The 18,779-nt window shown below is 29.8% G+C and carries 14 protein-coding genes; all 14 read right to left on the bottom strand.

The window, feature by feature from the left end; translation table 11 throughout:
- Position 1 precedes the first annotated feature (1 nt).
- The 14 genes from A0083_RS01615 to kpsM all read right to left on the bottom strand — a co-directional run bounded on the left by A0083_RS01615 (position 2) and on the right by kpsM (position 18,719).
- Positions 2 to 1,033, bottom strand: a complete 1,032-nt coding sequence (locus A0083_RS01615) for a GDP-mannose 4,6-dehydratase (protein ID WP_197553713.1) — start codon at positions 1,031 to 1,033, stop codon at positions 2 to 4.
- Positions 1,034 to 1,072: 39 nt separating this feature from the next.
- Positions 1,073 to 2,134: a GDP-L-fucose synthase family protein gene (locus A0083_RS01610; protein ID WP_197553710.1), complete on the bottom strand. Its 1,062-nt coding sequence runs from the start codon at positions 2,132 to 2,134 to the stop codon at positions 1,073 to 1,075.
- Between the two features lie 43 nt (positions 2,135 to 2,177).
- Positions 2,178 to 3,275: a GDP-L-fucose synthase family protein gene (locus tag A0083_RS01605; RefSeq protein WP_197553707.1), complete on the bottom strand. Its 1,098-nt coding sequence runs from the start codon at positions 3,273 to 3,275 to the stop codon at positions 2,178 to 2,180.
- A gap of 3 nt (positions 3,276 to 3,278) precedes the next feature.
- Entirely contained in the window at positions 3,279 to 3,821 is a 543-nt protein-coding gene (locus A0083_RS01600; RefSeq protein ID WP_197553704.1) for a dTDP-4-dehydrorhamnose 3,5-epimerase family protein, read from the bottom strand.
- Positions 3,821 to 5,071, bottom strand: a complete 1,251-nt coding sequence (locus A0083_RS01595; protein ID WP_197553701.1) for a protoporphyrinogen/coproporphyrinogen oxidase — start codon at positions 5,069 to 5,071, stop codon at positions 3,821 to 3,823. Before A0083_RS01595 ends, A0083_RS01600 begins: the two co-directional genes overlap by 1 nt.
- The gene (locus A0083_RS01590) at positions 5,068 to 8,661 is read right to left on the bottom strand and encodes a hypothetical protein (protein WP_197553698.1); all 3,594 of its coding nucleotides are present in this window, start codon (positions 8,659 to 8,661) and stop codon (positions 5,068 to 5,070) included. Before A0083_RS01590 ends, A0083_RS01595 begins: the two co-directional genes overlap by 4 nt.
- Positions 8,654 to 11,962 carry a CDP-glycerol glycerophosphotransferase family protein gene (locus tag A0083_RS01585; protein WP_232087563.1) on the bottom strand — a complete coding sequence of 1,103 codons (3,309 nt, stop codon included), beginning with the start codon at positions 11,960 to 11,962 and terminating at the stop codon, positions 8,654 to 8,656. The genes A0083_RS01590 and A0083_RS01585 overlap by 8 nt, the downstream gene beginning before the upstream one ends.
- Positions 11,963 to 11,976: 14 nt before the next feature.
- Positions 11,977 to 12,912, bottom strand: a complete 936-nt coding sequence (locus A0083_RS01580; protein WP_197553692.1) for a LicD family protein — start codon at positions 12,910 to 12,912, stop codon at positions 11,977 to 11,979.
- A gap of 257 nt (positions 12,913 to 13,169) precedes the next feature.
- Complete coding sequence (locus A0083_RS01575) at positions 13,170 to 13,559, bottom strand: adenylyltransferase/cytidyltransferase family protein (RefSeq protein ID WP_197553689.1); 390 nt, start codon at positions 13,557 to 13,559, stop codon at positions 13,170 to 13,172.
- Entirely contained in the window at positions 13,559 to 14,515 is a 957-nt protein-coding gene (locus A0083_RS01570; RefSeq protein ID WP_442861586.1) for a KpsF/GutQ family sugar-phosphate isomerase, read from the bottom strand. The genes A0083_RS01575 and A0083_RS01570 overlap by 1 nt, the downstream gene beginning before the upstream one ends.
- 8 nt (positions 14,516 to 14,523) lie before the next feature.
- Positions 14,524 to 16,167 (bottom strand): polysaccharide biosynthesis/export family protein, encoded by a 1,644-nt coding sequence (locus A0083_RS01565; RefSeq protein WP_197553686.1) that lies wholly within the window; start codon positions 16,165 to 16,167, stop codon positions 14,524 to 14,526.
- Positions 16,167 to 17,285, bottom strand: a complete 1,119-nt coding sequence (locus A0083_RS01560; protein WP_197553683.1) for a capsule biosynthesis protein — start codon at positions 17,283 to 17,285, stop codon at positions 16,167 to 16,169. Before A0083_RS01560 ends, A0083_RS01565 begins: the two co-directional genes overlap by 1 nt.
- The gene (locus tag A0083_RS01555) at positions 17,272 to 17,946 is read right to left on the bottom strand and encodes an ABC transporter ATP-binding protein (RefSeq protein ID WP_197553680.1); all 675 of its coding nucleotides are present in this window, start codon (positions 17,944 to 17,946) and stop codon (positions 17,272 to 17,274) included. Before A0083_RS01555 ends, A0083_RS01560 begins: the two co-directional genes overlap by 14 nt.
- Positions 17,943 to 18,719, bottom strand: a complete 777-nt coding sequence (gene kpsM, locus A0083_RS01550; RefSeq protein ID WP_197553677.1) for a capsule polysaccharide transporter KpsM — start codon at positions 18,717 to 18,719, stop codon at positions 17,943 to 17,945. The genes A0083_RS01555 and kpsM overlap by 4 nt, the downstream gene beginning before the upstream one ends.
- Positions 18,720 to 18,779 lie beyond the last annotated feature (60 nt).

The following is an 18,779-nucleotide window of genomic DNA, read 5'->3' as shown; positions in this document are numbered from 1 at the left end:
GTTACCTATTTAATGGGATTCTACCCATAGAGATTTCTTTTCTCCAATGATTTAGTAAATCTTCAAACATCTGTCTAGCTGGAATTTCTGGCTTCCAATTGATATAGTTTTTGATTTTAGTATTATCAAACATTTGATAGTCTGCATCAATAGGACGCAATCTTTCTTCATCTTGCTCTACTTTGATATCTTTTCTTGTAGAAAGACTCAAAAGTATATCGATAACCTCAGGAAGCTTAAAAGCCTCTTCACCCGCTATATTAAAAGCTTCACCGCAAGGAACTTTTCCTTTTTCACTTTCTAATGAAAGTAAATAATAGGCCCTTATCGCATCTCTGGCATCTTGAAAAGTTCTTACACTTGATAAATTTCCTACTTTGATAACAGGCTCTTGATAATCCGCTTCAATCAATGCGATTTGCTTTGCAACTGTACTTTCAAAAAACACATCAGAACGTCTTGGACCACTATGAGTTCCCATCCTAGTGACATAAGTTTTTATGCCATAAGCCTCACCGTAAAATCTTCCCAAATAATCTGTACCGATTTTACTTATACTATAAGGACTTGCGCCATGAAAGGTTGTATCTTCGTTTAACTTAACACCTACTTTTGCTCTACCATAAACCTCACTAGAAGAACACACATGCACTACAGGATCATAACCATCTTTGGCTTTTAATAATCTAATATTTTCTAAAATATTTGCTGTGCCTATGATATTAGTTTGTAAGGTTTCTATAGGTATATCAAAAGAAGTTTTTGGGTAAGACTGTGCAGCCAAGTGAAAGATCACATCCGGTCGTTTACTCTCAAAAAGTTTTTGAATACTCGAATAATCATTCAAATCAGCATAAAAAATGCTAATTCTATCTTTTTTATTGATCCTATCACTTAGATGATAGATATTATCCATAGGTTCTTGCCAACGCATCATGCCTATAACATCATGGTCAGTATTTTCTAGTAAAAAGTCCGCCATTTGCGACCCAACTTGACCTGTAAAGCCTGTAATCAACGCTGTTTTTTTCATAAAAAAACCTTTTTTACAAACTATTATAGCAATTTTACCTTAACTTCTTATATATTTTTGTTCTAAATACCAATCATACATCATTTTAATACCATCTTCAAGTTCTATTTTATGTTTCCAACCCAACGAATGAATTTTATCACAACTACCGAGCTTCCGAAAAGTACCTTCAGGTTTTGTGCTATTATAAAACACGCTTCCTTTGAAACCAATAATCTTATTTACTAAAGAAACCAAATCTTTTATTGCTATATCTTTACCAGAACCTATATTAATGTGTGTATTTCTTATTTCACCACATTCAGAGTTATACAAATCATTAAAGTTGACATTTTGCATCACATAAATACAAGCATCTGCCATATCATTAGCGTGTAAAAATTCTCTTCTCGCATTTCCATTTCCCCAAATTTCAACCTCATTTTCAGTGATGCCAAATTTTTGAAGATATTCTTTAGTTTGATCGATATCATCCATCTGTACATCTTTTAACACAAGATCATATCTTTTTTCACTAAGTAATTTTGCTAAATGAAATTTCCTAATCAATGCTGGTAACACATGTGATTTTTCTAAATTGAAATTATCATTTAAACCATACAAAGAACAAGGCATAACAGAAATAAAATTTGTATTATATTGCAAATTATAAGATTCACACATTTTAAGACCTGCTATTTTAGCTATCGCGTAAGGCTCGTTTGTATATTCTAAAGTACTTGTTAAAAGATCTTCTTCTTTCATAGGTTGAGAACAGTTTTTAGGATATATACATGCTGTTCCCAAAAACAAAAGTTTTTTTACATTATTCAAATATGCACTATGTATAACATTGTTTTGAATTTGCAAATTTTGATATATAAAATCGGCTCTATAGGTGTTATTAGCCAATATACCACCCACTTTTGCAGCACATAAAAATACATATTCTGGCTTTTCTTTTTTAAAAAAAAGTTCTACAGCTTGCTGATTTGTTAAATCTAATTCTTTATGAGATTTTAATATGAAATTCTCATAACCTTTTTCTTGTAATTTCTTTAAAATAGCTGAACCAGTTAAACCATTATGCCCTGCAATATAAATTTTAGAAGTATTTTTCATGCAGCCTCCTTGAACATTCTATCACAAGGAAGATAATTATAATTTATTTTTTTGTTATACCCCCCCCGTGAATTTTCTTTTTCTTTTCTATCGTTATATTTTTTAAATACCAATCATACATCATCTTAATACCTTCTTCAAGTTCTATTTTATGTTTCCAACCCAAAGAATGAATTTTGGAACAATCTGTTAACTTTTCCTTAAATCCATCTGGTTTGCTTGTATTAAAAAAGAGCTCTCCTTTAAAACCAACAATTTTTTTTACAAGATAAGCAAGCTCTTTAATAGATATATTTTTATTTACACCAATATTAATATGCGTATTTTTAACTTCTTTATCACCTTTTTTATACAAATCCTCAAAATCAATGCATCTCATTATATAAACACAAGCTTGAGCTAAATCATCACTATGTAAAAATTCTCTAGTTTGCAAACCACTTCCCCAAATTTCAACACTGCGCTCACTGATGTTATATCTATCAAGATATTCGAAAGCTTCATTTATATCTTTACAATTTAAATCCTCAAGCAATTCTTTATGTTTGTTTTCACTTAGTAATTTAGCCAAATGCATCTTTTTTACAAGTGCAGGTAGAACATGAGATTTTTCTAAATCAAATTTATCATTGCTTCCATATAAGTTAATTGGCGCAACACTAATAAAATTTGTTTTATGCTGCAAATTATATGACTCACACATTCTAATACCTGCGATCTTAGCTATAGAATAAGGCATATTGGTATACTCCAATTCTCCTGTTAACATTTGTTCTTCATTTGTAGGCAATGAAACATTCTTTGGATAAATCACAGTTGAAGCAATAAAAACTAATTTTTTAACATTGTATTTATATGCGCTATGAATTACATTGCATTGAATTTGCAAATTCTCATATATAAAATCCGCTCTATAAGTATTATTAGCCATAATTCCGCCAGCTTTTGCTGCAGCTAAAAAAACATATTCTGGTTTTTCTTTTTTAAAAAACTCATCAACATCATGTTGATTAGTCAAGTCCAGTTCTTCATGAGATTTAAATATTAAATTAGTATAACCTTGTAAACGTAGTTCTTGGACAATAGCTGATCCAACTAAGCCTCGGTGTCCTGCTATATAAATTTTAGATTTTTTTTCCACAAATCACTCCTTGCTTGCAGCCAAAATATCTCTTTCTGAAAGGATTGGAGATTTTGTTGGCCAATCAATCCCTATTCTCTCATCATTCCAAGCATAAGTGAATTGTTCATTCGCATCCACATATTCTCCTTTATATGCACATTTGTAGTAATACACTGCACTTTCACTACTTACATAATGTGCATTTCCAAATCCAGCTGGAACTAAAATAATTTTTTGGTTATCTTGATTTATTATAAATTTTTCATGTTTTAAATAAGTAGGTGAATCTTGCCTACAATCAACCACAACCTGATGGATTTCTCCATAAACACAAGTAGCTAGTTTATATGTTTTATAATCCCCATGTACACCTCTTATGACATTATGTCTAGAATGGATAAATTTATCATGTATAAATTGAAGATTATCTGGCAAAAGTTTATCTATAGCTTCACTTGTAAAAGCTGTCCATATTTCTCCGCGTAAATCTCTAAATTTATTGGGAGTTATTATATATACTCCTTTTAAAATTTTCGATTCTTGTATATTAAATTCTATTGCCATTATCTTCCTTTATATCTTTCTTTTATACTTTTGGCTAGATCAATAGATCTCTTAATACACACATCCATATTATAATACTCCCATTCACCAAATCTACCATGTGAGAAAATTCCAAGTGAATTTAAATATGAAATTGCACCTGTTTTTGCTTGAGTATAGTTTAGATCAAAAAAAACATAAGCATGTTCTGTAACATTATAATCAAGTGGATTTTTCAAAAATGGTATTTTTTGCCCTTCTCGCACTAGTTTATCATAAGCAATTTCACCTATCGCCTCTGTTGTACAAAATTTTCCTTTTGGTTGCACTATAGAGCCAGTATTAGAAATTCTATGGAAACCTATACTTGAATCTGGAATATAACCCCAAGTAATATCTAGACTTCCGTCTGTTTCCCAAAAAATATTTGTAACTTTATTATATTTAAGTTTTTTAAAGCAACTTAAAGCTTCAGCAGGAACATCTTTTAAAATTTTAGGCACAAGATCTAATGGACTTGTATTTATCAGTATATCATATTTTTTTTCACCATTAATAACCCACTGACTGTTTTCTTTTTTAATCTCTTTTACTTCATAATTTGTGAGAATATTTACATTTTCTCCTATAGCTTCTATAAAGGTATTTTGATTATTTGTTTTTGGATAATAAAAAGCAGCGTGAGACATTTTATCGGTTGTTTTATCAACCAATGATTTATAAAAACTCTCCTTTGTTGGAACAGGAAGTTTCATTTGCTTTTCATCTTCTATCCATACATTATCCATATTTTTTGGCGCTATGCCCCAAATTTTAGTATTATACGGTATAAAATACTCTTTTGCCAAAGTTGGGCCAAAATGATTTATAAACCACTCTTCGAGATTATTTCCTTTTTCATATGAAGCATTAAACATTTCATTTGTTATTTGAAAAGCCAAATTTGTATCAAAATTATCTATTTCTTTAATTGAAAATTCTATAGGATATGTAATCCAATTTTCTTTAAACAAGATTTCAGCTTTTCTAGGCAAATAATTCCATTTGTCTTTACTTAATACAGTATTAAACACAAAATCCAAAACATCATCGAATTTAGAATTAAAACAATGTCCGCCATTTACATGGTATGGCTTACCATCAACATCTTTTGTTCTAGCGATACCGCCTACAACATTAGATTTTTCTAAAACCTCTACTTCAAAGTCATCTTTTAGAAGTCTTGCAACAGACATACCAGATACACCAGCACCAATAATACCTATTTTCATTTTTTATCCCTATTTTTTTTAAATTCACGCTTTAACTTAGCAATCACAAAAGGAAGTCTAATATACCCTCCTTTATACCAATTCTTATGAGCATTCAAAATAATACTTCCTAAACGATATGAAAAATATTTCATGATTTTCTGAGATTCTTTGTAATCCTGATACTCATGCAACTTTAACGAAGTAATTTTGCGCTGATGCTTAATATATACCCAAAACAACGCCAATGGAAGTTTTACATACCCAAACCCTTTGCTACACCTTATTGTTTCTTGTCCTAATTTATATGACAAATGACTTTTTACTACATCCACCGCGCCTAAAACCATAGTATGATTTCTTTGTTGCAAAACTTCGAAAAAATCAATTATTTCTGGTATTATCCTTTGGTGAGAATTCTCTAATTTTTTAAGATCTTGAGTCAATACATCTTTAATATTAGGAATTTTTAAACCTCTAATGCAAGATGATTGATTAAAGTCCTTTAGCTTAAAATCTTTACCATACAAAGGATAACACCTAATACCATTTACAATCAACCAATTATGTAATAACTGATGCGGCGAAATTTTCAAAAATGGAAAATCCTTAAAAAATGATATATTTTTATTTAATTGTGCGTACTCCCAAATACACATCCACCGCTTCATCGAATCTCGCGGACCGGCGAATTTTTCTCCCGCTGGACCTAAGTGACCTTGCAATTCTAAAATTTCATTAGATTTTAACATTTCAATATGCGCTAACTTTAAAAAACCTTCATGATCCCTATCTGGTCTAGTGGCTACAACATAATCATAATTAAAACCTTTTTCATTTTCGTACTCGCACATCAATTGGTAACTTCTATATATAGCATACCACATTTTACTTCTATTTAGCTTTGTAGTATATTTTTTTTCAAAATTATCGGGGTTTTCAAGACATACTCTTTTTAAATTTGCAATCTCTTTAAAATCAGCTTTTTTAATATCCTTGTAATATTCTTTGGATAACTCCTCAAATACCGATGGAAGCATATTTTTCAATCCCGCATTATTTCTAATTTCAACAGGACTTTTTTTAACAACATTTTCATCAAAAAATCTTTTTACCCAGTTGCCATTTCCACCAAGTCCAGCCCATATATATGCTCTATTCCAAGAAAAAATAAATACATCTGCATTTAATGGTTTAACAATCGTTTCTTCAATATTTTTTAAACTAGCAACAAAATCTCCCCTTAACGCACCGAAAATACAAACCGCCACCCTTTTTCTAGTTTGCACTTGAATATTAGAGAAATTAACATTGCTAACTTTACAAGATAAAATATCATAATATATCTTTCCACCTATAGATGTTAAAAATTCCTCGTGTATTTTATTTAATATTAAAATTACAATTTTATTATTTTCAAAAAAAGCACGGTATGGGAAAAAATAATCAATTACCTTTTTTATGCAAAAGGCTTTCAAAAGAGTATTGCTGCTTTTTAAAATACTTCTTTCCAATAAAACAAATATCAAATCTAAACAACAATGCTTATTTTGCTCGACTAACTCTGTAACCACATAAGCAGCAATATAGTCATCCTTTATGCGATATTTGTTTCGCGTCAAATCCTCAAGTTTTTCCTGCAAAATTGCTTCTAAATCTTGAAGCATCTCATCTTTTGACAAGTCTAGAATTTGAGCAATACTTGGGTATTTTTTTAAAGCGTCCAAAGCTTTTTTAAATTGTCCTGTAAAGATTAAATAACTTACATATTCCTCTAGAAACTGATTTTTCCCTGCACTAATAGAATATATCTTTTCTATTTCCACAAAATTCCATGAATCTTTATATTGTTCTATTAGCTTTAATTGCATATCTTTTTGAACAGCGAATACTAATTCTTTTTTAAAAAGAAGAAAAGATTCAAAATTTAAACTAGAAGCAAAATTGCAATAGTAATCAGATCGTTCGAAATTTTTTCTGTGAAAATATATCTTCGAAACAACATAACTAATAAATGGAAATTTTGATAAATCGCACTTTTTAGATAATGTTAAAAAATTTTCCATTTCACTATGATTTGTCTGTCCAACATACAGCAAAAATAAATTTTTAAAAAAAACTATATCATTCTCTCTAATGGTTTCTTTTAAAAGCTCTTCTAATTGACTGCAATTGCACTCTATTGCGTAACAATTTGCTAAGTAAAGATTGTAAAAAACTTTATTTTCTTTATAAACCCCTATAGCTTGCATAAGATGATATTTAGATATATCTATATCTAACTTTAATTCGATAGATAATAAATATAAATTAAAATATGCATAGCTTTTTCTTCTTTCTGAATTTAATTTTAATATACCAATATTACGCTTTAATATCTCATATCTTTCTTTAGAAGTAAAATAAGTGAAAATATTAATCATCTGCGCATCTCCTATGGCATGTGCAAATCTAGAAAACAAAGAACTCCCTGCTCTATATATTTTTTGAGCCTTCGACATCAATGCCATTTCATAAAATCCCATTTGAGTAATAGAATATTTTGACCTATCAATCAAATCATCAACAATATAAACATCTGCGCCAAAATCTTTTGCCAATTCTTTAGAATATTTTTGCAACTCACGAAGAAGATACAAATCATCACCAAACAAAACAATATTTATTTTCTTTTTTAATTCTATTTTGATAATCTCAAGAGCAATCTCTACAGGAAAAACTTTATAATAACATGCTTTTTGATAAATTTTACTAGCTTCCCCATGAATAATATCACCACCCCTTAAATGCAAAGCAACAAAACTACCTATATTTTTAGAAGTATCATTAGATAACTGCAATACCATATCAATCGGTTTAGCAAATTTTATATCAAAAAAACATGATTTAAAATCATTGTGATATTTTTTTTCATCATAATCATCAAAACCATATCCCAATGGAGCATAATAACCCCAATGATAATGATAAGGTTTCTCTTTTAATGAAAAAATATTTTTATCTTTAAAACCAAATAAAATTCCTTTGCTTTTTAAATAACCATTATAAGAATGCTGCTCTATAAATTTTTTTGAAAAAATGGCATCTTCTCCATCTAACTTCATACCAGCCAAATCATCTCCCTGCTGAAAGTCATGGTTAATTTCTTTCCAAACATAACCGAAATTAAAACCGATCTTCTTCGCTATAATCATGCCATTTACTAAAGCATACATTCTAGAACCCAAAGCATCATCTCTAGCAGAAACAATCAAATCTGTCACATAAGCTTCTAATTTTGAAAATTCTAAGCTCATACAGCCAATAGCACTAACTTTAATATACCTTGTTTGACTTTGTGGTAAAATTTGCAAGTATAATGTACTATCATTCTGACTAAAAACAGACAATTCACACCATTCTTTAAGATCAGAAGAAACTTCAACCTTTAGATTATTTATAGTTTTGAGATCATAAATTTTTACGCTACTACATGGAAAATTTCTTCCTAAATCAACCAAACACCAAGGATTTTCTTCAACTTCAGTTAAAATCCCTTCTTCGTATGATTGTTTTTTATTAGAACTACTACTAATGGTAGCTTTTGAAGCTACATTTAACATATCACTCACTATTTAATCCTTTAAAAATTTCATCTAATTTATACAATATAGCATTATTATACCCAACACAATCAAAATCTTTTCTTTCTATTTTACTTAACAAGTATCGCTCCATTCCATACACCAATCCTTTTATAGCATTATCCACTATCAAACCACCACGATTCTCAAGCACACTAACATTCCCTGGAATATCTGTAGCAACTATAGCTTTATTTAAAACCAATGCCTCTAACAAAGTCATAGGTTGCCCCTCATGGTTTGAACTCATTACGAAACAATCCGCTTTTTTCAAATATGGAAAAGGATTAGAAATCCTGCCAAGAAGAAAAACTTTCTTTTTTAAATCTAACTTTTTAATCAAATTTTGCAAATCTTCTTTTAGTGGACCTTCTCCTAAAATCAAAAGAAGTGTTTTAGGATACTTCTCATTTACAACTTTAAATGCCTCTATAAGCTTGGCTTGATCTTTTTCAACTGAAAGCCTAGCTATATTGATAAACACTTTATAATCTGTTTTAAAATATTTATTCTCAGTTGTCTCATCTAGTTTTTCTTTTGATTTTGTTATGATTTCATTGTAATTAATAGTGTTTTCTAAAAAATCAAATTTGTCTTTTTCAATGTCATATGCATTAGCTAGATTTTTTTCATTTTCTTCATTTGTCTGCTTTGAAACAGAGAGAATTTTTTTATAGTCTTTATAGCATTTAAAATTTTGCTCAAGGTAAGAATATTTTTTTTCAAATTCACCTTGCATATTATTGTGTAAAAAAATCATATTATTATCAACACTAGAAAACAATTTTACCCAAAATACATTGTAACCTTCGAAATTAATCACTGCTTTAAAATTTGCATCTGCATATAATCTTTTAAATTCTCTTTTATAATTTTGCAAAGACTTTTCTTTGTTAAGACTTTCTTTTTCTATATAAAATTCTTCTAAAGTTAAATTTAAGGAACCCACTTTTGGTAAAATTTTAACCTTTTCAGATATCAAATAAAACTGTTCCAATCTTTCCTCATGAGAACATATCGAAGCAGGATCAATAGACACAAAAATATTAAAATCTAAATTTTGTAAATGGTGTACTAAATTTTTAAAAGAACTCATAATGCCATTTGGTATAAATGGTCCTACATAAAATAAAACATTGTTGCAGTTTTTCGTGTCTTTCTTTTCCATATCATCAAAGAAAGTTGAAGCTACTCTCGCACTAGATTTTCCATCTTCTAAATCATAAAATTTATGTTTCAAACTAGTCAAATGTGAATTATCTTTTACAAATAAATCTTTGGAATTTAAAACTTCTTTTACATCTTCTATTGTTTTACAAACATGGCGTGTTATTTCATCTACATCAAAATACAACCCCCTCTCTTGTTTATAATACTCATAATCATACACATAACAAATAATAGGTCTCTCTAAAACCATAAAGTCAAACATTACAGAAGAGTAATCCGTAATCAAAACATCTACAATGGGCAACAACTCATTCATTTCCATATAAGATGGAAGCAAGACATCCTTTAATTGTTCATTATCAAACAAATGCTCAATCTCATGATGAACTGATACTAAAATTTTAAAATTACTTTTTTGAAGTTCCAAGATATCATTCTTTAAACGTTCAAAATCAAAATACTGTTTATTTAAGCCACCTCTCCAAGTTGGCGCATAAAGTAATACCTTTTGATCATCCTTAACTCCCAAATCTTTTTTAATAGAAACATCATTAGACAAAGATAAATCAACTCTAGGGTATCCTGTTAAAATAGAAACACCGGAAAACAAGTCTTTAATATCATAATCATTCTCCAAAATATCTTTTGTATATAAATTTGAATGGATTAAATGCGTTGCATGTAAAAAGTTTCGTTGTACGTTAGCATGCTCCATAAAACCGGTTTTTATTTTTTTACCTAAATATTTAATAGGCGTACCATGCCAAGTATTTAAATATCTCTGTCCTTCTTTTCTAATAAAATAATCAGGAAAGGTTACATTGTTGATGAGATATTTGGCACTAGCTAAATACTTTAAATAAAGATCGCTACCTCTAACAACAAAAACAATATTCTGCATTTTTTTAAAATTTGCTTTTACATTGTTAAGATTATTTACAACCCATACATGAGTATAAGCTTTAAATTCATCTTGCTTTAAAAGATGTAAAAATATAGCATAAGGATTACAAGACATTGATTTTCCATGGAAACTTTCATATAAAATCACATTATCAATGATTTTTAAATTCTCATAACATTCAGTATAGAATATTTTTCTTCTTAAGTTTTTATCTTTCAAAACACTTTCTGATAAACCATAAGGTTTATTTTGAAAAACTTGAGATTCATTTAAAAATTTTGCAGATTCTTCGTATCTGCCTAAAGAATTCAGACATTTACATAAGCGAAAATACCAATAAGATTTATGTTCACTACTTCTTCTAAGAGCTTCTTTATAAAATTCAACTGCCTCTTCAAGTTTTTTTTGTTTTTCAAGTATAAGGGCTAATCTATAGTGAGTGTATGGTCTTTGATAGTTTATCTCTAGTGTTCTTTTATAATAATATTCAGCGTTACAGTAATCATGTAATGTTTCAAAACTAAAAGCTATTTTATATAACAAATCATCATTATTCATTTTTTTTGCTTCTTCATAACGCTTTAGATATGCTTTATTTGCTTCCCTCCAAAGCCCTTGCTTCTCATGAAAAATTCCAACACCAAATTTTTCTGCCTCTAGATTCTCATCATATTTAATGGCTTTATTGTAATATTTTTGTGCTAACTCAATATTTGGCTCACTATCATGCCCTTTACTTTCATAACAATAACCTAATTTATAGTATAATATTGATTCTTTTTTATCACTAAGCTTGATAGCTTGCTCATAATAACTTGCAGCCTCATGATATCTTTTCATATTTTCAAGAGCTATTGCAAGGTCTCTGCATATAAAAAAATTTTTTTCTTTATCTTGGATTTGCTTTTTCAAATCCTCAACTTCCTTCCACCACAATTTTTGTGGTCTAAAAAACATACTGTTTAGGTGATTTTCTGTTTGCATCAATTGAGTGTGCCAAGATTTTTTTGATGGATCTATAATCAAAGCTTTAGATATGAATTCATTTGCCTCTTTCCACTGTTTTAACTTAAAATAACTCATACCAAGTTTAAAGTTGCATTTTGCATGTTTTTCTCTTCTTTTTAGCGCTCTTAAAAAACAGCTTTGAGCTTTTTTATAATCTTTCTTTTTTTGATAATACCACATACCTAAAAAATAATAAATCCAAAACATCAAATATATCCTTTCTATATTTTTTCACCAAATCGCTCTAAATAGAATAATATTTTGTTTTTATTATTTTTCGCATATTGACTCATCAATAATTGATATAAATGAACAATAAATGCTTTGTTGTTTACAACAACGGCATTTGGAGTATCCAAAATATTATCAAAATCTACTTTTTTTATTTTCCAATTTCCATAATTTTCACTTAAATATTTATCAAAATTTTCAAATCCATAATATTCATCACCCATAAAGTTATATTTTCGCAGCTGGAGTGTAGTGTTACACCATTTTACTACTTCTCCTTGATGGTATATCTTATCAGATTCTTTAAAATGTAAAAATACATCTATTTTTACACCATTAATATGCTTTAATTTTAAACCTCCAATCCAATCCAAATCATACTGCACAAAAACACCGTATTTTAAAATTTTATTTTTTATTTCATCATTATAATCTTCACTCCAAATTCCAATATCAATATCATAATCATGACTTATAAAACCACCCTCTCTAATGCAGCCTAAAAATGTCCCGCTAACTAAAAAAAAATCAATATTGGAATTATCAAAAATTTTCTTTATATCTCTTAAAGCATTTATTGCATCTTGTTTTACCAATTTACTTTTTTTATTCACAACCTCCAAAGAAAAGTGTGTTATATTTTTCTTTAAATACTCTTTAGCTCGAGCATAATCATGGTTTTTCTTAAAAGCGGTTATTAAATGCTTATTTATTATCACTTGCTCTTTTTGAGAATAATTCTGTTGAAATTTTAAATATAAATTTTCTAATTTGCTCACATCGTTTTGATTTACAACCATCTTGCTTAAAAACAACCAAGTCTTTATCCTCTTTGTTTGTTTTAAACAACCAATTAAAATTTCCCATGCTTCTTGCTTTTTATCGCATAAAAATAATATTTGAGCCTTAAGATATTTAGCTTCCATATGATTAGGATAAAATTTTAAAAAATAGTCAATATGTTCAAGAGCTTTAAAATGTTCACAGCGATAAAAATCAAGCTCAGCTTGATAGTAATACGCTATCTTTTGTCGTATAAAAATACAAATTTTTAAAAAAAATAGTAATTTCAAGTGATTTATTTTTTTTTGCGATAACATAACTATGCAAAATGCTAAAATTTTTTGCGTAAAAAAAAGTCCTTTAGAATCCCTTAAGGATTTTTGCAAACTAGTCTTAAAGGTCATGTCTTAATCATTTCTATAATTTCAGTAGTAGAAATACTAGGTGTTCTTTCTAAATACACAACATCACATATTTTATCAAAACAGTCAAATTTTCCCTTCCAATCATCCCCCATAACCAAAATATTAGCTTGATATTTTTTAATATATTCTTCTTTAAGCTCTAAAGACTCCTCTAAAAAAACCTCATCAACACATTTTAATGCTGAAATAATTTTCATTCTCTCACATTCGCTACAAATAGGCTTTCGTCCCTTTTTTGCAAAATTTAACATATCTGAAGAAACTCCTACAACAAGCCTATCGCCCAACTCGCTCGCCCTTTCTAAAATTCTTAAATGTCCATAGTGAAACAAATCAAAAGTTCCAAATGTAATAACCGTGACCATCACACATTTCCTATCGCATAAAGTTGTATAATACCTGCTATTTTTTCATTTTGTGTAACAACAATTTCTTTGATCTTATGTTTTAGCATCAACTCTTCTGCTTCGCTTGCCATGGCACTTGCTTCTATGGTTTTTGGACTCTCGCTCATGATTTCTTTGGCTTTAAAGTCAAATCTTGGCTTATCATTTGCTCTTAATGCTCTTCTTAAGTCCCCATCTGTGATAATCCCAACTAATTTTTCATTTTCAACAACTATACAAAGTCCCAATTTACCACTAGTCATCACATCAACTAATTCGTTAAATTCACTGTTAGGGCTGACTATAGGCAGGTTGCTTGATACCATCAAATCACCTACTTTGGTTAAAAGCTTTTTACCTAAGCTTCCTCCTGGGTGAAATAACGCAAAATCATCGGGTTTAAAATTCCTTGCTTTCATTAAAGCCACTGCTATGGCATCGCCCATTGCCAAAGTAGCGGTGGTAGATGAAGTTGGAGCAAGTTGAAGTGGGCATGCTTCTTTTTTTACCGCGATATTGATAAAAATATCAGCCTGTTTTGCTAAGGTAGAGTTTTGATCTCCCGCCATGACAATCAAAGGAATTTTTCTTTTTTTGATCACTGGTATGAGCTTTAAAACCTCTTCGGTTTCTCCTGAATTTGAAATAGCCAAAAGCACGTCTTCACTCGCGATCATTCCAAGATCTCCATGCAATGCTTCACCCGGATGCATAAAAAAACTCGGGGTGCCTGTACTAGCTAAAGTTGCAGCTATCTTGGCTCCTACATGACCTGACTTACCCATACCACTTACAACACACCTGCCTTTAATAGACAAAATCAACTCAACTGCTTTACTAAATTCCTCATTTAAGGTGTCGCATAAATCTAAAATCGTTTTTGATTCGATTTCAAAAACTTCTTTGGCTATTTTAATCGCATCTATTTGGCTCATTGAAAATCCTATATATTTAACACTACATTAGTTGCAATCGCAATTTGATATAAAATTTGTGTTAACATGCTAAAAATTTGTAAATTTTGACTGTCTACTTTCGGTAAAACTAAAATCGAATCTCCTGCTTTGATATCTGCTGAACTTCTACCGCTGTATTTAGTTGCTTTACCATTAGCATTAATCACCAAAACTCTTGATATATCAGCTCTATCGCTAAAGCCACCCGCTAGGTTAATATAATATCTTAATTTTTCTTTATCCATATATACAAATGCACCTGGTATAGAAACTTCACCTTGAACCAAAACAAGATTATTTTTACTAGGTACATTTACCACATCACCTTCTTCTAATACTATAGAATTATACGCTTTAACATTATCAATAACGATCTGTCCTTTTGGCTGAGCTTGCTTTGCACGTGCAATAAATTCTAAAATAGTCTTAGCTTGAGTAGCTCTAATGCTAGCTTGTTCAGCATTAACTGAAGAACTAGTTAAAGCTAGTGTTTCAAGTTCTTTGAGTTGAGCTTCTATTAACTGTTTTTGCGTGGCTGCCACACTTTTTCTAAAAACTTGCAAAGCATTAATGTTTGATTGTTCATTGACTGCGATCATTTTAGCAAGCTCTGCTAAGGTTGTGCCTTTTCTTATCACCACCGAATGCAAACCATTATGCTCACCTTCTATACTAATGCTAATGTTTTGCGCTGTATAATCGGGTCTAAATTCTATCTCATCGCCATTATGCAAACCTACACCTAAAAACTGCTTTTTACTATAAGCTTGCACATGAAGCTTGTGATCTTCTCTATAGCTTTTTACTACTGCGTTGGTAACTATAGGCTTAGCACCTGCGACTCTAGCTATATCTTCTAAATTTAAAATATCATTGCTAAGTTCAAATCTAAAAGGCTTTTGTACATCTCCTTCTACAAATACATATTTTTGCACACTACCTACTAAAATCACATCTCCCATTCTAAAAGGAAATAAATCCATCTGACCTTTAAGTAAAAAATCATACAAATCTACTTTTTTAATGACTTTATTATCTCTTAAAATTTGAATATCTCTAAAACTACCATATTCCAAATTAATCCCGCGTGCTTTATCTAAATACTGTATGATAGAATCTGAACTCAATCCTTGATAAAGTCCTGGTTGATTCACATTTCCTGTGACAAATACTGAAACATTTTGATAAATATCCATATCTGCATATACATAGACATTGCTTTTGTAAATTTTATTAATCGCTTTTGTGATAACTTGCACCAAAGCACTATTTTTCACGCCTAAAAGATTAATCGCGCCAACTTTAGGTATAAAGATATTGCCTTGAGAATCTACCGTTAATGTTTGTATAAACTCTACCGCACCCCAAATTTTTACATTAATCCTATCACCTACTGCTAGTTTATAATCAGGGTTATAAACGTGTTGGGTAAATTTAGTAAAGTTTCCATTAAATAAATGTGCACCAAAAACCTTAGTTGCAGTTTGATTTATATCACTTTGATTATAGTCGTAATTTATTATTTGTGGTTCCATGCTTTGGTTTTGACTTTGAATTTTTGCGATTTGAGAAACATCTACCGCAGAAAATAAAAACAAAGGTAAAATTAAAAATAAAAATAACTTTTTCATTAGTATCTATGCTCCTCTATAATCATTTTAACAAATTTTACAATTCCAAATATCAAAGACAAAATCATAAAAGCCGTAAGTATATTATACAAAGCTTCTGGGTATTTTGCACTTTGTGGTAAACTTGGACTTTGTACAATCACAACTTGTTTGATCTTTCTTAAAGCCTCTATCCTAGCACTCTCATAAGCTTTTAATGCAGCAGTGTAAGCGCTCTCTGCAAAACCTGCTTCTATAGTTAGATCTTGAAATTTAGCTGCAAGATCATTAAGCTTTTGAGAAGATTTTGGTGAAGAAACTTTGGATTTTTCTTTTTGAAGTTGTTTTTTTAATGCATCTATTTCACTTTTGATTGTCACAATTTGCGGTGCATTATCATTAATATAACTTTGCATCATCAAAAGTTCTGCTTCTTTTGCGGCTATTCTTGATTCAAGCTCAGCTATGAGTTTTAAAGTGCCTTCTGCTTGTTTGAGTGGATCAAATACTCCATATTTATTTTGAAAGGCTAAAAGTGCATCTTTAGCTTTTTGGTATCTTTTTTTAAACTGCAAAAGCTCTTCTTCAGCAAATTGCATTTGATCTCGTGCTGCTTTATGAGAAATTTCATTAATAAATTTTTCACTTTCTTTTACTATCGTCGAAGCGATTAAATGAGCACTTTGTGGGTCAAAGCCTTCCACTTCAACCCTTAAAATTCCATTAAAAGAATTATCCTGGATAATTTTAACACGGCTTTGATAATACTCTAAAAAATCTTCTTGGTCTGCATTTGGTGCAATGCTATAAAAAAAATCAAGTTTTTGTTTTTGATAAAGTTCACGAATTTGAATTTTCTCTTCTAAAATATTTAACATATCTAAAGAATGAATATAAGATTTTAGATAATTAATATCATCACTTGAAAAAGAATTGTTAGTCAAAAAAGCAGCTATACCAGTGATAGCGCCACTATCGCCCGTGGTTGATTTTACACTTAACACACTTTCGCTTACATAGCGATTGGCTGCTATAAAGACATAGTAAAATACCACTAGTGCGGTTAAAATTAATACCAATTTAAAAGAATATAATATTTCTAAATTTTTAAGTTTTTTCAACAACTCATTTTTTTGCATTTATTTTTCCTTGATACACTGCTATACCCTCATCTACATCATCATATATCGTAGCTTGTCCATCTTGCATGAATATAATTTTATCACACCATTGTTTAATTTCAGCTACATTATGTGAAACCATAATAACTTTTGATTGGCTAAGTTTTTCTTTATAGATCTTAGTGCTTTTTTCTCTAAATTTAGGATCCCCCACCGCACCTGCTTCATCGATTAGATAATAATCAAAATCAAACGCCATACTTAAACCAAAAGAAATCCTAGCGCTCATGCCTGCTGAGTAAGTATTCATAGGCTCATCAAAAAATTTACCAAGCTCAGCAAAATCTTCTACAAATTTAATCTTTTCTTCTAAAGTTTTTCCTTTATAGCCATACACTCTTGCAACAAAACGTGCATTGTCTCTTGCTGAGAGTCTGTGCTGAAAAGCTCCTGCTAAGCCTAAAGGCCAAGAAAGTTTTTTATTAGTTATAATTTTACCTCTATCAGGAAGCAATGAACCACTTAAAAGCTTCATTAAGGTGGATTTTCCAGCACCATTACGTCCCATCAAACCTATACTGCAGTTTTCAGGAAATTCAAAATTTAAATTTCTAAAAACATAATGTCTTTCACCATTACGCAAAGGAAAAGATTTGGTTAAATTAACTAATTTTATCATCGTACTGCTATCAACTTTTCTCTAGTAAAATAATAAAAAAACAATCCTAAAAATAAAATCACACTTAAACATGCAATAGGATAGTAATAGTTATAATCATCAAGCAAAGGGTAATTTTGAAAAAAATTATATTTTAAAAGCTCCATAATATGCAAAAGCGGATTATAATACAAAATATCCAAAATAGGTTTTGGCACTATCCATATAGGAAATACCACCAAGGCTGTCCAGTATAGTACTATATTTAAATAATTTAATGCCATTTTTAAAGGCTCTGCAAAATGCCCTGCTATAGCAAAACAAAGCCCTAAGGCAAAACCAAACATTACAAGTAAAAAAATCGAAAATAACACTTCTAAAAAATGCTTAGGTATCACTTGCATATGTAAAAACCAACCTGCTAAAAACATTACACAAATAAAAATAGTAAAATAAATACAAAACTCAAGCATGGTTCTAGCAACAAACACATGTATGGGACGAACAGGTTTATACGCAAATAAAGTCAGGTTAGAACTGATACCATTTAAAAGTTGGGTAATAATACTTCTAAACATAAAAAAAGGTATAATACCTACTGCTAAAAATAAAAAGATAGAAACACCTTCGGGCATGATTTGATGATGAAATTCTCTAATAAGTGCAACTATAGAAGTAATTACTAAAACCACCATCATAGGTTCACCAATCACCCAAAAATAGCCTAGATATTTATTGATACCAAATCTTGTCTTTAACTCTCTAAAAAAAAGAGCATGAATGACATTTAACATATTTTTAGCAAACCTTTTTAAATTTTCAAAATTTTTATATTATACTTTTTTATCTTATAT

The sequence above is a fragment of the Campylobacter sp. 2014D-0216 genome, assembly GCF_014931215.1.
Classification (GTDB): Bacteria; Campylobacterota; Campylobacteria; order Campylobacterales; family Campylobacteraceae; genus Campylobacter_D.
This window is presented reverse-complemented; position numbering and strand designations above follow the sequence as displayed.

What these genes read in the sequence shown, in the direction of transcription:
- A0083_RS01615 (WP_197553713.1), bottom strand. Translation starts at nt 1,033, where the DNA reads ATGAAAAAAACAGCGTTGATTACAGGCTTTACAGGTCAAGTTGGGTCG.
- A0083_RS01610 (WP_197553710.1), bottom strand. Translation starts at nt 2,134, where the DNA reads ATGAAAAATACTTCTAAAATTTATATTGCAGGGCATAATGGTTTAACT.
- A0083_RS01600 (WP_197553704.1), bottom strand. Translation starts at nt 3,821, where the DNA reads ATGGCAATAGAATTTAATATACAAGAATCGAAAATTTTAAAAGGAGTA.
- A0083_RS01595 (WP_197553701.1), bottom strand. Translation starts at nt 5,071, where the DNA reads ATGAAAATAGGTATTATTGGTGCTGGTGTATCTGGTATGTCTGTTGCA.
- A0083_RS01585 (WP_232087563.1), bottom strand. Translation starts at nt 11,962, where the DNA reads ATGTTTTGGATTTATTATTTTTTAGGTATGTGGTATTATCAAAAAAAG.
- A0083_RS01580 (WP_197553692.1), bottom strand. Translation starts at nt 12,912, where the DNA reads ATGGAAGCTAAATATCTTAAGGCTCAAATATTATTTTTATGCGATAAA.
- A0083_RS01575 (WP_197553689.1), bottom strand. Translation starts at nt 13,559, where the DNA reads ATGGTCACGGTTATTACATTTGGAACTTTTGATTTGTTTCACTATGGA.
- A0083_RS01570 (WP_442861586.1), bottom strand. Translation starts at nt 14,515, where the DNA reads ATGAGCCAAATAGATGCGATTAAAATAGCCAAAGAAGTTTTTGAAATC.
- A0083_RS01565 (WP_197553686.1), bottom strand. Translation starts at nt 16,167, where the DNA reads ATGAAAAAGTTATTTTTATTTTTAATTTTACCTTTGTTTTTATTTTCT.
- A0083_RS01560 (WP_197553683.1), bottom strand. Translation starts at nt 17,285, where the DNA reads ATGCAAAAAAATGAGTTGTTGAAAAAACTTAAAAATTTAGAAATATTA.
- A0083_RS01555 (WP_197553680.1), bottom strand. Translation starts at nt 17,946, where the DNA reads ATGATAAAATTAGTTAATTTAACCAAATCTTTTCCTTTGCGTAATGGT.
- kpsM (WP_197553677.1), bottom strand. Translation starts at nt 18,719, where the DNA reads ATGTTAAATGTCATTCATGCTCTTTTTTTTAGAGAGTTAAAGACAAGA.